At 32.2% G+C, this 12,461-nt stretch carries 15 protein-coding genes and 3 pseudogenes; 1 reads left to right on the forward strand and 17 read right to left on the reverse strand.

From position 1 onward, the window contains the following. Positions 1-64 precede the first annotated feature (64 nt). From D1003_RS02135 to D1003_RS02165, 7 genes and pseudogenes are all read right to left on the reverse strand, one after another. Positions 65-373, reverse strand: a pseudogene (locus D1003_RS02135) (hypothetical protein); the annotation flags it as partial. Between the two features lie 115 nt (positions 374-488). After that, positions 489-1,442 (reverse strand): hypothetical protein, encoded by a 954-nt coding sequence (locus D1003_RS02140; protein ID WP_153935544.1) that lies wholly within the window; start codon positions 1,440-1,442, stop codon positions 489-491. A 10-nt stretch (positions 1,443-1,452) separates the two neighbouring features. Then, positions 1,453-2,372: pseudogene (locus D1003_RS02145) on the reverse strand (MBOAT family O-acyltransferase); the annotation flags it as partial. A 138-nt stretch (positions 2,373-2,510) separates the two neighbouring features. Continuing rightward, positions 2,511-2,915 carry a PIN domain-containing protein gene (locus D1003_RS02150; RefSeq protein ID WP_153935545.1) on the reverse strand — a complete coding sequence of 135 codons (405 nt, stop codon included), beginning with the start codon at positions 2,913-2,915 and terminating at the stop codon, positions 2,511-2,513. Further along, positions 2,915-3,160, reverse strand: a complete 246-nt coding sequence (locus D1003_RS02155; RefSeq protein WP_079208474.1) for a DUF6364 family protein — start codon at positions 3,158-3,160, stop codon at positions 2,915-2,917. Before D1003_RS02155 ends, D1003_RS02150 begins: the two co-directional genes overlap by 1 nt. A 288-nt stretch (positions 3,161-3,448) precedes the next feature. After that, the gene (locus D1003_RS02160) at positions 3,449-4,414 is read right to left on the reverse strand and encodes a WG repeat-containing protein (RefSeq protein ID WP_153935546.1); all 966 of its coding nucleotides are present in this window, start codon (positions 4,412-4,414) and stop codon (positions 3,449-3,451) included. 144 nt (positions 4,415-4,558) lie between these two features. Continuing rightward, complete coding sequence (locus tag D1003_RS02165; RefSeq protein WP_153935547.1) at positions 4,559-5,533, reverse strand: hypothetical protein; 975 nt, start codon at positions 5,531-5,533, stop codon at positions 4,559-4,561. Positions 5,534-5,565: 32 nt separating this feature from the next. On the opposite strand from D1003_RS02165, the gene D1003_RS02170 reads away from it, so the two are divergent. Then, positions 5,566-5,793 (forward strand): hypothetical protein, encoded by a 228-nt coding sequence (locus tag D1003_RS02170; protein WP_153935548.1) that lies wholly within the window; start codon positions 5,566-5,568, stop codon positions 5,791-5,793. Here D1003_RS02170 and D1003_RS02175 read toward each other — a convergent pair. The 10 genes and pseudogenes from D1003_RS02175 to D1003_RS11185 all read right to left on the reverse strand — a co-directional run. Then, on the reverse strand, positions 5,774-7,063 hold the full coding sequence (locus tag D1003_RS02175; protein ID WP_153935549.1) for a hypothetical protein: 1,290 nt from the start codon (positions 7,061-7,063) through the stop codon (positions 5,774-5,776). The genes D1003_RS02170 and D1003_RS02175 overlap by 20 nt on opposite strands. A 203-nt stretch (positions 7,064-7,266) precedes the next feature. Continuing rightward, positions 7,267-7,737, reverse strand: coding sequence for a DMP19 family protein (locus D1003_RS02180; RefSeq protein WP_153935550.1), 471 nt, complete (start codon positions 7,735-7,737; stop codon positions 7,267-7,269). A 336-nt stretch (positions 7,738-8,073) separates the two neighbouring features. Continuing rightward, positions 8,074-8,226: a hypothetical protein gene (locus tag D1003_RS11015; protein WP_014937117.1), complete on the reverse strand. Its 153-nt coding sequence runs from the start codon at positions 8,224-8,226 to the stop codon at positions 8,074-8,076. Beyond that, positions 8,213-8,797 (reverse strand): zeta toxin family protein, encoded by a 585-nt coding sequence (locus D1003_RS02185; protein WP_153935551.1) that lies wholly within the window; start codon positions 8,795-8,797, stop codon positions 8,213-8,215. The genes D1003_RS11015 and D1003_RS02185 overlap by 14 nt, the downstream gene beginning before the upstream one ends. Positions 8,798-9,178: 381 nt before the next feature. Then, positions 9,179-9,301, reverse strand: coding sequence for a hypothetical protein (locus tag D1003_RS11175; protein WP_260393283.1), 123 nt, complete (start codon positions 9,299-9,301; stop codon positions 9,179-9,181). 21 nt (positions 9,302-9,322) lie between these two features. Further along, positions 9,323-9,556: a hypothetical protein gene (locus D1003_RS11180; RefSeq protein ID WP_260393284.1), complete on the reverse strand. Its 234-nt coding sequence runs from the start codon at positions 9,554-9,556 to the stop codon at positions 9,323-9,325. 171 nt (positions 9,557-9,727) lie between these two features. After that, positions 9,728-10,051: a helix-turn-helix domain-containing protein gene (locus D1003_RS02195; RefSeq protein WP_153935552.1), complete on the reverse strand. Its 324-nt coding sequence runs from the start codon at positions 10,049-10,051 to the stop codon at positions 9,728-9,730. A gap of 2 nt (positions 10,052-10,053) precedes the next feature. Next, positions 10,054-10,401: a type II toxin-antitoxin system RelE/ParE family toxin gene (locus tag D1003_RS02200; protein ID WP_153935553.1), complete on the reverse strand. Its 348-nt coding sequence runs from the start codon at positions 10,399-10,401 to the stop codon at positions 10,054-10,056. 411 nt (positions 10,402-10,812) lie between these two features. After that, positions 10,813-12,135 (reverse strand): serine hydrolase, encoded by a 1,323-nt coding sequence (locus tag D1003_RS02205; RefSeq protein ID WP_153935554.1) that lies wholly within the window; start codon positions 12,133-12,135, stop codon positions 10,813-10,815. A gap of 253 nt (positions 12,136-12,388) precedes the next feature. Next, a pseudogene (locus D1003_RS11185) lies at positions 12,389-12,461 on the reverse strand (AraC family transcriptional regulator); the annotation flags it as partial.

Consider the following 12,461-nt stretch of genomic DNA (forward strand, 5'->3'; position numbering starts at 1 on the left):
CTCGCTATGAAAAACATAATTTTCCCTTTTAGTAATTTTCATTTTATTTATAGTTTAAGTTTTATATTTCATTTTTATAATTCCGTGTTAAAAGTGTTTTTCAAAAGCAAAACTTTCATTTTCTTTAAGTAGTTCGTTAATTCGGTTCAACACTATTCGACTAGATTCAAACGCTACTTTTTCTGGTTGAAAAGGCGATAAACCTTTTGCTATCTCGTCAGCATTTACAAACAATTTCGGGCAAAATAGTAAACGAAGCGGTAGTTTTACCTGTTCCATTACAACCTGCTATATAAAAGATTTTTTTTCTTTCACTACGCAAATTTACGAAATAAATTTCAAGTATTTTTTTCTGTGTTTTTTCTTTCAGCATATTGCCCGACGGTTTGCGTGTATAAGAAGTAGTGGATTAAAAAGCATTTCACTTTCAGTTTGGAACTGACTTTTATTGAAAGTACTAACCAACCTATGCTTTAGTACTGAAAACTCTATTTCTCATATGCGTTGTTGTGCGTCCATACTTTATTTTCTTTCAATAACTCAATTAGTTTTCCATTAAATATCTTCACTCCATTTTGATTTAAATGATGAGAATCATAAAAGTGTAAAGAATCATTCAGAGAAACTATTTCATTAAAATTGTAATAAGTCGAATATGTTTGCATTACACTATCAAAATAACTGTTGTTGACGTAACTACGATAATTTACTTTTGGAATTGGTGCATATACCAAAATTAATTCTATTTTTTTATCCTTTAGCATTTGTACTATCTCATCAAAAGATTCAATTTGGTAATCTCTCAGTAAAATCTCCTTTTTATCAAACTTTGTAGGCTTATAAAAACCTAATTCTTTTTCTACGAAACCACCGCTTATATATTTATCATTTCCTTTTATTGTTTGTTCGGAAAAAGAACTATTTAATCCAAGTAAATCACAAATGAACCCGTAAATTAGTGTGTTATATGTTTTTATACTATTGATCTTTTTTGCCATTCTTAAAGAATGTAAATCATTTACATCATTAGCAATTATATCAAGAGATGACTCAACACCATCTAAAGTAAATGTTTCAGGATAAACTTCATAAATCACTAATTTAGGATTTAAACTATCTAAATACCTCTTGAGTAACACTTTTGTTTGGACAGGCGTTTGAGCACTAGAACCCAAATTAAATGATTTATAACCATTTTCTAAGAAAATTCTTGTATCAAAGCCCCTATAAGCGTGAGACGAACCTAAAAATAATATATCTACATTTCCATATTTTTTAATTTCGGAAAGCCTTGAGTACATATGCCCATACGAGCCAATATGATAATTAATATTTGATTTAAATCGAGAAGGTGCATAACGCCCCCAAACAAACAAGAGTGTAAAGTAACATAATGACGAAAAAAGAATAAATAGAATCGTATTAAAAATAAATTTTTTCATTTGCTGCTCCTTAAAATTGAAAATAGATAAAAGGTGATTCGTCTGAGGACATAAACATACCTATTGCAAAAATTATTAATGAATACAATATCCATCTTAATGGTCGATACCATTTTTGCCCTATGTGCGCAATAGCGTATTGACCTTCACGACCTTGCCATTCGACCATTAAAAACATCACAACAAGAATTATTGTTGGTAAGGCACTTCCCATTCCAGCAAATTTGGGTATTGAAAAAAGAGAAGGTGATAATATTTCAGAAATGTAACTTATTGCGTGTCCAATATTCTCCGCTCTGAAAAATATCCAAGCAAATACAGTTAAACTAAAAGTCAATAACATAAAAGAAAGTTCTTTTAGGTTAGGAATTAGTTTCCCTTTTGCTACTGTATCTAAATTATTACGGTTATTGTTTGTCAATAGAAGCGGTAAGAAATAAATAGCATTTAATACCCCCAAACAATAAAAGTCCAATTTGCACCGTGCCAAAAACCGCTAACTATAAAAATGATAAATGTATTTCTAACTTTCATCCAAGTTCCACCACGACTGCCACCCAAAGGGAAATAAAGGTAATCTCGAAACCAAGTTGAAAGTGAAATATGCCATCGTCTCCAAAACTCCGCAATATCTCTAGAAAAATAAGGAAAATTAAAGTTTCGCATTAAGTCAAAGCCAAAAAGTCGGGAAGTGCCAATTGCAATATCTGAATAGCCTGAAAAGTCTCCGTAGATTTGAAAAGTAAAGAATAAAGCACCAAGAACTAAAGTGCTACCTGAATAATCTGCTGAATTATTAAAAATCAAATTAGCGTATTTTGCACAGTTGTCTGCTATAATAATTTTTTTGAACAAACCCCAAAGAATTTGACGCATACCGTCAACCGCTTTAGAATAATCAAAAGTCCGTTTTTTATAGAATTGAGGTAACGGGCGGGGCTTTGCGTTCGGGCGGGATTTCGAAGCACAAAAGTCGAATTTATTACTAATGTTTAATTAAAAAAACTGCTGTTGAATTTTGCACATCACCCCGCCTGACGCAAAACCCTTGTTATACGACGCCACAATTTAGCATTTTAAATATTCATTTGCGGTTAAGACAGGCAAACTTATATTTTTAAAATCTTTTTTATTTCTTGAAATTATTACTTCCATTCCGTGTTCAATTGCTGTATAATATTGAATCGCATCTTCAAAGTCAGTAAAATCTGAAGCAAGTGAAAGTTCCACTATTTTATCATCAATTGGCAAAACTTCTACAAGAACTTTAAATTTTGAAATAGCTTTTCTAGCTTCCATTTTTAAATGTTTGAAAAGCAGATAATGAACATTTGCAATTGTTAGCGCAGAGATAAATAGCTTTACTTTGTTTTGGTCTCCCATTGTAAACAATTCTTGTGCTTCTTGATAAAAATTTTCTCTTTTTTCAAGCAAGTCTAAAACGATATTTGTGTCAACAAAAACTCTTTCCATTATGAATATTTTTCCCTTAAGTATTCATAGTAATCCTCATTTTTTTCATTTTCCGAGTCATGGGGAATTATTCCAGTTAAACTCTCCACAAGAGGACTTACATCAACTTTTTTGGATTCCTTTTTAGTCAATGCATTCAAATAATTTTCAATAAGTTTTGAAAGACTCACTCTATTTTCCTTAGCATAATCTTTTGCACTTTCAATTATGCTTTTATTTAAGTTTAAAGTTAGTTTAGTATTCATAAAATTTAGATTACGTGTAAAAATATAAATTATTTACGTTATTTCAAAATTTATGCTGTTTTTTTAAGTAGTGTCGTATAACGGGAAAAGTATTTACGAAGGGCGGTCTAAATTTAACCGAATGGTTCAATTTAGACCAAACCGAAGCGGATGCTTTTTCCGTATTGCTAATTTAAGAAAAAAGTAATACGGAAAAGCAGTAGCGGATAAATGTAACCAAATTTCAACTTTGCACTTAACCCCGCCTTTTGCAAATACTATGTTAGGCAATCGGCATTTTTTATATTATTAATCAACAAAAAACTCTTTACCATTTTCGCCAATAAAGCATTTATCATAATAGTTTGTTTTACGATTAACTTTATCGGTTAAAAAAATATCAAATGGTTTATTTTTTACAAAAATAGTCTCTGCAAAACGAAATCCGTTATATTTATTCTCTATGATTTTTTTGCTGTTCAGTATATACAGTAACTTTGTTTCAATGTTTCCATTATTTTCATATATCTCAATATGATTGGAGTTTATGAAATATGAAGCATTACTTTTTTCTGGTAAAATAACATTCTTATCTTCATCAATTACTGAAATCCCAAACTTAGTTTCTACCTGCAAGAAATATTTTTGTTTGGATGGAATCCATCTTGGTCCAAAATAGGTGCTATTTTCATCATCTATGAAAAAAATTTCAGATTTAGGTAAAAAAATACCATTTTTTTTGTTTGTTTCATTGTCATAAATGCTGAAGAAAGTACCATTATTATCAACCACTCTATATTTGTTTTCTGCTAACTTAGTTTTTACCAAAAATGCTTTTAAAACGCTCGCACGATTATGTGTGAAAATTTCTTCTTCTTTACGTGGAGAATAAGGACGGTGAGAAATAAAATTATTTTCGTTTGTCAAAGTTTCTATTGAAATTAGTTTAAATGTTTCAGAAGAATAGTATTCAACCGAATTTGAATTTTCAACAACATATCGGTTTTCAATTTTGGAAATGGTATTTGTAAATTGCGGCTCGAAAATTACTTTTAAATTTTTATCAAGTAGACCATATCTTCCATTTTTTTGAATAAGGTAACCTTCTATATCTTTTTTATAAAATGTAACGTAGTCATAAATTGGCTCAATAACGATGTTTCCATCATAATCACACAAACCAAAATTACCTTGTTTATAAAACGGAATTAAATTTTGTGCATAGATATTATTCAACAAAAAGAATAAAAATAGAAACAATAAAGTTTTTCTCATAATGGTCGTTTTTGCTGTCGCCTAACGGTCGGGGATTGCCGAAGGCGGGGCTTATTAGCACCCAACTTCAACCAAAATACCATACTTCAAAGGTAAACAAATTTTTCTAAAATGCAAATATCCCCCGCTTGCGGTAATACCTTGTTATAGGGCGTTTTTCTTGTTTGGGTCAAGGGTGTCATTCGTGTCTTTGTAGAATGTATTTTTAATAATATTTGCTAGTTCATTAACTTCTCCGTTGTAACTTGCCCCAACATTGTAGTCATTGATTATATAATTTTTAGCATCCCATTCAGAATAATAACTGCTGTTTTCTGTCGAATTTTCAAGATACTTTTTATACGCATTTACGATTTTTTCAGTTCCTAACTTTACACTTTCTAAGTCGCTTATTCGTTTGTCAGAACGAACTTGCATAACTCCTAATGTATGCGGCTTTTTTGTCAGCTTGAATTTTAGATTTTCAATTTGCCTTGCTATTTTAGGTCTATTGAAGTCTTCATAAATAATTATTGCATAAACAATACTTTCAAGTTTTTCGTTGTTTGTCAAGTCTTTGATAAGTTGTCCATAAAGCCTTTTGAAATAATGGTAACGGCTCTTTAGATAGTTGTCTTTTCGTTTTTGTGTCGCTTCTTGTGAAAAGCGTAGGTTATTTGCTATTTGAAAAATAAAAATTAAGATTATTATCCAAAGTTCATTAGCAACAGTCGTGAAGTCAGGCAAAATATTCGCTTTAACTTTTATCAATTTTTCGTAAGTGAAGTATGATATAACAATGATTGCAGTCCAATAAAGAAACTGTCTATACCAGTTCAGTAAAAGTCCACGATTTGTAGCTAAATTGAAAATTAGTCTGAATAGTATATAGTAGATGTTAACTAGATAAATATTCCAAACAAATTTGTCAAGCCCGAAATAATATAACCCTGCCGAAATGATAATAATGTAGACAATGGGAGTCAGAACTCTAATTAAAAAATTCAAAGCTGGAGCTTCTTCTGTCTTAACGAAAATGGAAATTTCCATATAGCCAATTGAGTAGGAGTGCTTTCCTATCCAATTGATTAAGAAAAAAAGTCCAACCCCTAAAATTATATGAACTAATAGTATCTCCATTTATATTGTCTTATTTGTTATTGTCTTTTAAAATGCCCTATAACGGTTTGCGGCTTGGCGAAGGCGGGGCTAAGAAAGACGAAACTTTCTATAAACTCGAACCTGAGCAAAAAACCATTTTCGTTTTTTCAAAATTACAAAAAAATAAAAAACGAAATGTTTTTTTGCGGCTAAAATTGCAAAAATCTTCAACGCAAGGGAACTTCACCCCCGCTTTTGCAAAACCGATGTTAGCAGAAGTTATTTTTTTTCAGTTTTAAATGAGATTTTATATTCTTGTTCAACAAGAGGAAAACCATCTTTTGATTTTGTTCCTCTGTCTGTTATATAAAAGTCGTATTCTGTATCTGATTTCAAATCTATTGTTTCAAGTGTTAAAATGGTTTTAGTTTCATCCAATCCAACTATTTTTTCAAGAGGAAAATGCTCTTTTCCATTTTTTGAAAAGTTAATTGAAATGTTTTCATTCATTGGTTTTGAGAATACAATTTGAATTTGCTTTATGTCTGGTTTCACGTTCTGATATCCGTTTTCAAATTCTAATATTTTTAAAACCTTAGGTTGATTTTCTTTATACGTTGATTTTATTTGCTCAACATTTATAATTTCGTCAAAATATTTTGATTTTTCCAATAATTGTAAAACATCAAGTTCATTATTAAAATCTAATTCAATAATGTCTCTTATTGCTTTCTTTTTATCTTTAGAGTTTTCATAATACTTTTTAGAAATCACATAGCCTACAAAATATCCTAAATCTGGATTTTTACTTACATCGCTGTTATAAAACCAATTTCCAAAATTTTGACTAAACATTTCAGACTTAAATTTCAGTTTTATTAGCTCGTAATTTTTAAATCCATAATCAATATAATGCGAATTGAATTTTTTGTTTAAAGTTAATTCTGCTACAAAATCACAAGAACCTTCTTTAATTGCTTTTGACAAAACATTAATTTCTCCGTCTTTCTGAAAAGTATGAACAAATTCGTGAATTGTAACTTGTTCAATTGTTGTTGTCTTTGAAAATTGAAACATTTTTTGGAGATTTTCATTTTCAAATTCTGAAACTATTGTGTTTTCGTTTCCTACAATTTTTTCAATTCCTAAAAGCAAATCTTCATTACTTGTTGTGCCTCCTGATTTTAGCGTTCCAATGGTATAATAAATATTTCCTTTGGAATTATTCGGATAAAGCTTTTTCAATTTTGTCAAAGCTTTGTTTACCGTTTTTATTTTTTTCTTATCAATTAACGTGTTTGGTCTGATTGAATTCCAAAACTGCGGATATTTTTCAATTGCTGTTAAATAGTCGTCTTTGTCAAATTTTTTGATTTGCATAAACGTATTTAGTCCTTCGGTTTTTTTACTCAAAAAAAGTCTTTCAAGAATTTCACTTTTATTGTTATTTACTCTTTGAATACTGTCATAAGCAGTCCAAAAATTAGTGATGTCGGAAGTGAATATTTTTTGAGCATTTGCTTGGCTCAATAATGTGAAAATGATTAGTGTCGATATAATTTTTCTCATTTGTTGTCGTGTCGTTCTATAATTTCTGCTAACGGCTTGGTATTGCCGAAGGCGGGGCTTCTCAGCACCCAACTTCAACTAAAATACCGTACTTCAAAAGTAAACAAAAGTTTCTAAAAAAACAATTAACCCCGCTTGCGGCAATACCTTGTTAGTGGCTGCCATTATGTTAATAAATATTATCTACTCTCTATCTTTAAAAACTAAAAATAGGACTTATGTTTTTTCACAAAATCAAGATTCAAAGTATTCAAGTCATCTGCATACTCAAAAAACTTTTCATCAAGATTCTCCCAAACTTCATTTGCTACTTCCTCTATTTCCTCAACCAAATCAATTCTTTCATCTCTATCTGTTGGTACTTTCTTGTTAGGAAATTGTTCGATAGCTTTCTGTAAAATCCCTGCTGTAGTTTCCGCTCCAATATCTATTAACGAATGTAATGTTTGATGAGCAAACTCTCCACTTGGGCTTACAAAATACTGATTAAAACCTCCATTATTAACTTCCCTTTCTAAGCATTGATTGTAATAAAATTGTTTTTGAGGCTCAGTTAATTTGTCAAGCCTATCTCCATAAGAGCAAAGATTGTTGATAAAGTTGTCTATTTCGATTACACTGTTATTAGTGTCTTCTGAAGAAAGTAGTTTTTCCAGATTGTCCATTCTTTTCATTTTGTTGTCATTTTAATAACCTTTTCAAGGTTGGTTGCCACTAACATCCCGACGGCTTTGTGAAGTTTCCTCTCGGAAGCTTGCTTTCGGGAGGAAACTTCACAAAGCCGTTGATGTGCGAAGTTCGCGAAGCGACGAGCACGTCAACGGCGATAGCCGTCGGGATGATGATGCGAAATTCGCTTTGCGAATTTCGCATCATCGGTCCGGGTATTGCCGAAGGCGGGGCTTATTAGCACCTAACTTCAACTAAAATACCACACCTCAAAGATAAACAAAAGTTTCTAAAAAACAATTAACCCCGCTTGCGGCAATACCTTGTTAGGCGATGTGCTTTTATTCAGGCTTTACTTTAACTATTTTGTTGTCACGCAAAATAACAAGTTCGCTATTTTTCATTTTCTTGAATTCTAAAAGTTTTTCATATACTTTTTCAAGACCTTTTAGGATTTTGTTTTTTTCTTCTATGTGTTTTTCAGTTGTTGTCATAGTAATTTTTTAAAAGATTAAACTTGTCTATGTCTACAATGTTCAATGAACTGTCTATTTGTTTGTCTGCAATCAATTTGTGTTGTACTTCAGAATTGTCAAAAATAAATGCTCCATCAACAATCGGAAGATAAATGTCGAACAAATTTTTAATTCCTCTGATATATCTTCTTTCGATAACTTCTGGTTCTATATTATGTCCACCTTCAAAAACCCTTATTTTTACACGTTCTTTAGCTAAATCGATGTTTTGAAGCCAAAAGAATAATAAAATTATTCGATAACCTTTATCTTTTGCTTCGTTAATTTTACTTTTATAACTTTTGGTCGATAAAGTTGTTTCAAATGCAAAATTTTCGTTTTCCGAAAGCAGTTCGTTAATTCTGTTTAGCATTATTCGCCCAGCTTCAAAAGAAACTTTTTCGGGCTGAAAAGGAGAAAGTCCTTTTGCGATTTCGTCAGCATTCACAAATTCTTTACAATCTAAAATCTCTGGCAAAATCGTAAACGATGCGGTTGTTTTTCCTGCTCCGTTGCAACCTGCGATTATGTAAAGTTTTTTGTCATTCATATCGCAAATTTACAAATTATTTTTGTTAGTTTTTCAGTTCTTGTTTTTCGAGTGCAGTTGTTGTAGCATATCGCCTAACGGTCCGGGTATTGCCGAAGGCGGGGCTTCTCAGCACCCAACTTCAACTAAAATACCATACCTCAAAGATAAACAAATTTTTCTAAAAAACAATTAACCCCGCTTGCGGCAATACCTTGTTGTAACCAGTTTTTATTTTCTTTATCTTTATACTTAACCCTAAATCTGATTGTTCAGACAGTTTAACCATTGTAATATTTTGATTTTTAACACTTAATGTAATAATTAGGCTATTCTATGTCGTATTGTAAAAATATGAAAATCAATTATTTATGAGGTTTGGACACCAGAATTTGATGGAGTTTAAGGTTTAACGGTATTATGTCCTCCTACTCCTGACACTTCTATCCATTTAGTAATTCGGTAATCAAAATGGTTAAAATTCCGTTCTGTTTCCTTCACTAATTCAGGTAAATCTATTATCAATTCTCGTTTAGTTCGAGGAGGTCACCAGCGGTCTAATTCATAGGTGTCTTGAAATAATAATTCGTTTTCTCGTGAATAAAACATAAATTCAACTTCTATTCCCTTGTAAACAATAAATTCAGAGCTATTCCACAAAGAGCCTTCTATTCGATATTTCCGAAAGGGTTTCCAAAACAACCATCCACAACGTGATTGAAATAGTAATGCAAAATCGGCTTTTAAATCTTCATTTACTTTTTCCGTCGTTTTTTCCACAAGGTTTTCCTAAATTGGTTACAACGGTCCGGGTATTGCCGAAGGCGGGGCTTCTTAGCACCTAACTTCAACTAAAATACCATACTTCAAAAGTAAACAAAATTTTCTAAAAAAACAATTAACCCCGCTTGCGGCAATACCTTGTTGTGCGTTCGGCATTACTTTTGTGTGTTAGTATACTAATTTTTCGTTATTCAGTTCCACGTTAAAACTTACTTTCGCTCCCAAAGCTTCAAAAACTTTCATAATAGTTTCAAATCTTGCGTTTTTCATACTATTCTCTATCTTCGAAATCTGCGCTTTTTGGACACCTACTAATTCTCCCAATTCTTCTTGTGTCATATTGCGTTCTTGTCTAGCTTGTTTTATAGCCTGTCCTAACAAGTCAATTCTTAACTCATTTTCAAACGCTTCTCGCTTTTCAGTTCCACGCTTTCCAATGTGTTTGTCTATCATTGTATCAAGTGAAACAGTTTTAAATTTATCGGTTGCCATATCTATTTATTTTTTGTTTTATATTCTATGTATTGTCTTCTAATTTCTTCCGCTTTTTTAATTTCTTTTGTTGGGGTCTTTTGCGTTTTCTTTAAAATTCCGTGTGTCGCAATCACTAAAGTTTCTTCTTCACCTGATTTATCCCAAAATGCAAAAAGTCGAAATGCTTTTCCATTATACAATGTCCTAAATTCCCAAATAAAGTCGTTTAGTTTTTTGAACAACTCCTTATCGGTTACAAGTTGAGCTTTTTTGATGTTGTAATAAACTTTCTCTCTCGATTTATCGTCAAGATTTTCCAAGAACTCAACTGCTTCAGGCAATAATTCTATATCAAAGTTTAACTTCATTAACAATTTTTGTCAAAGATAGAAATTTCCCTATTAGGAAACAAATATTTTGTGCAAATTCATAAATTTATCATTTACCTTTCAATTCTGAATGTGATTGTAAATGCTGACGCACAACATCCCGACGGCTTTGTGAAGTTTCCTCTCGGAAGCTTGCTTTCGGGAGGGAATTTCACAAAGCCGTTGATGTGCGAAGTTCGCGAAGCGACGAGCCCATCAGGCGGTGTAAGCCGCCGAGCCGATGTGGCGAAAGGAGCGAAGCGGATTTCGCCACATCGGTTTTCGGCTTGGCGATGTGGCGGATTTTAGTACAAATGTTCAATAGAATTACTTCCGTTGAACCTTGCACAAATGTTCCATAGAAGCACTTCTGCCGCCATATTGCCAAGCCGATGTTGGGTGCTGTTTTTCTTATTCTTTCGTAAATTCAATTCGCCCACCACTTTGAAATAATATCATTTTCTTCTCTGTAGGATTAAATTCAAACTTTGCTCCTGCCTGGTCAAACTTAAATTTGTCTTTCTCGGTAGCTTCAAGTGGAAATGCTGGCTGTCCTGTCCCTTGTGCAAATAATGTGTTTCCCTCTTTGGTAATGGTAATTTTCAATGGAATTTCTTGTGAAGCATAAACGCCTAAATACTTATCTAAATCTTCTGAATTTACATTGTAGGTTGTGAATACAGGAATTTCATAAGGTTTACCGTAAACGGCACTTAAAACGGCAATAGAAACGTTATTGTTATTCATATTTGTTCCGTTAGAAGTTAATGCATACGAAATATTGTCCTCCGGAAAATGGGAATAAGCGGAACTAAAACCGTCAATGCCTCCTGTGTGTCCGTAGCTAACTTTTTTATAAAAAGGATATTGAAACAAGCCGAGTCCATAACCGTCTTGAATGGTTTTCATTGTTTCAAGATTTTTGCTCGTCAAAAGTTTGCCGCCAAATAAAGCGTCTGCAAATTTTGTCAAATCGGTTGGAGTAGAAATGATTGCACCTGCGCCTAATGGAACCGTAAAATCTGTTTCAGGCTCTACTTTCCAAGTTCCTTCATAACTATATGATTTACACTCGTTATTATTTGGATTAATTTTGCCAAAAACATATGTATTGGTCAGACCGATTGGCTTAACAATATACTCTTGCAATAAGTCAGCATACGATTTTTTAAACGTTTTTTCAAGAATGTAAGTCAAAAGCACATAATTTGAGTTGCTGTATTCCGCCTTGCTGTCGGGAGTAAAGTCGCTACCGCTTTTTGTGATAATTTCAACCATTTCTTTTTCCGTCTTGGGCTGTGTATTCCAAGTCAAATAATCTTTGTTATCCGTAAAGTTGTGTATTCCACTTCTATGACTTAGCAAATGTTTTATGGTTATTTTCTTTGCATTTTTAATGGTAGGAAACCATTTGTCAATAGTTTGATTGAGATTTAACTTTTTTTGTTCTACTGCTTTTAAAATCAAAACAGCAGTAAATGATTTGGAAATGGAACCAATTCTATATTTTGAATTTTCGTTTGCTTTTACTTTGTTTTCAATGTCAGCAAATCCGATTGACTTTGTGTAAATAATTTCTCCGTTTTTGGATACTGCAACACTTCCCATAAACTTGTTGTTTTGTTCAAGTGCGTTGAAGTAGTTATCCAATTTAGTTTTGTCAAAGTCCGTTTGAGCAAGCCCGATTTGACTAAACACCAAAAACAATACACCTGTTAAAATTGATTTCCTCATTTTTTTAATATTTATGTTAGTATTGGCGGGTATTCATAAAATAGCACCCAACGGGAAAAGTATTTGCGAAGGGCGGGTTTGAATTGGACGATAAGTTCAATTCAGCACAACCGAAGCGGATGCTTTTTCCGTATTGCTAATTTAAGAAAAAAAGTAATACGGAAAAGCAGAAGCGGATAAATATTACCAAATTTTCAACCCTGCACTTAACCCCGCCTTTTGCAAATACTATGTTAGCGGCAGGTGTTTTTCCTTATTTTGTTGCAATATAAATCTCCACTTCCGAATCTTGACCTTTTTGGCTGTTTTCCCCATATACTTCAAAG

The sequence above is a fragment of the Riemerella anatipestifer genome, from assembly GCF_009663465.1.
In the GTDB taxonomy this organism is placed as follows: domain Bacteria; phylum Bacteroidota; class Bacteroidia; order Flavobacteriales; family Weeksellaceae; genus Riemerella; species Riemerella anatipestifer_C.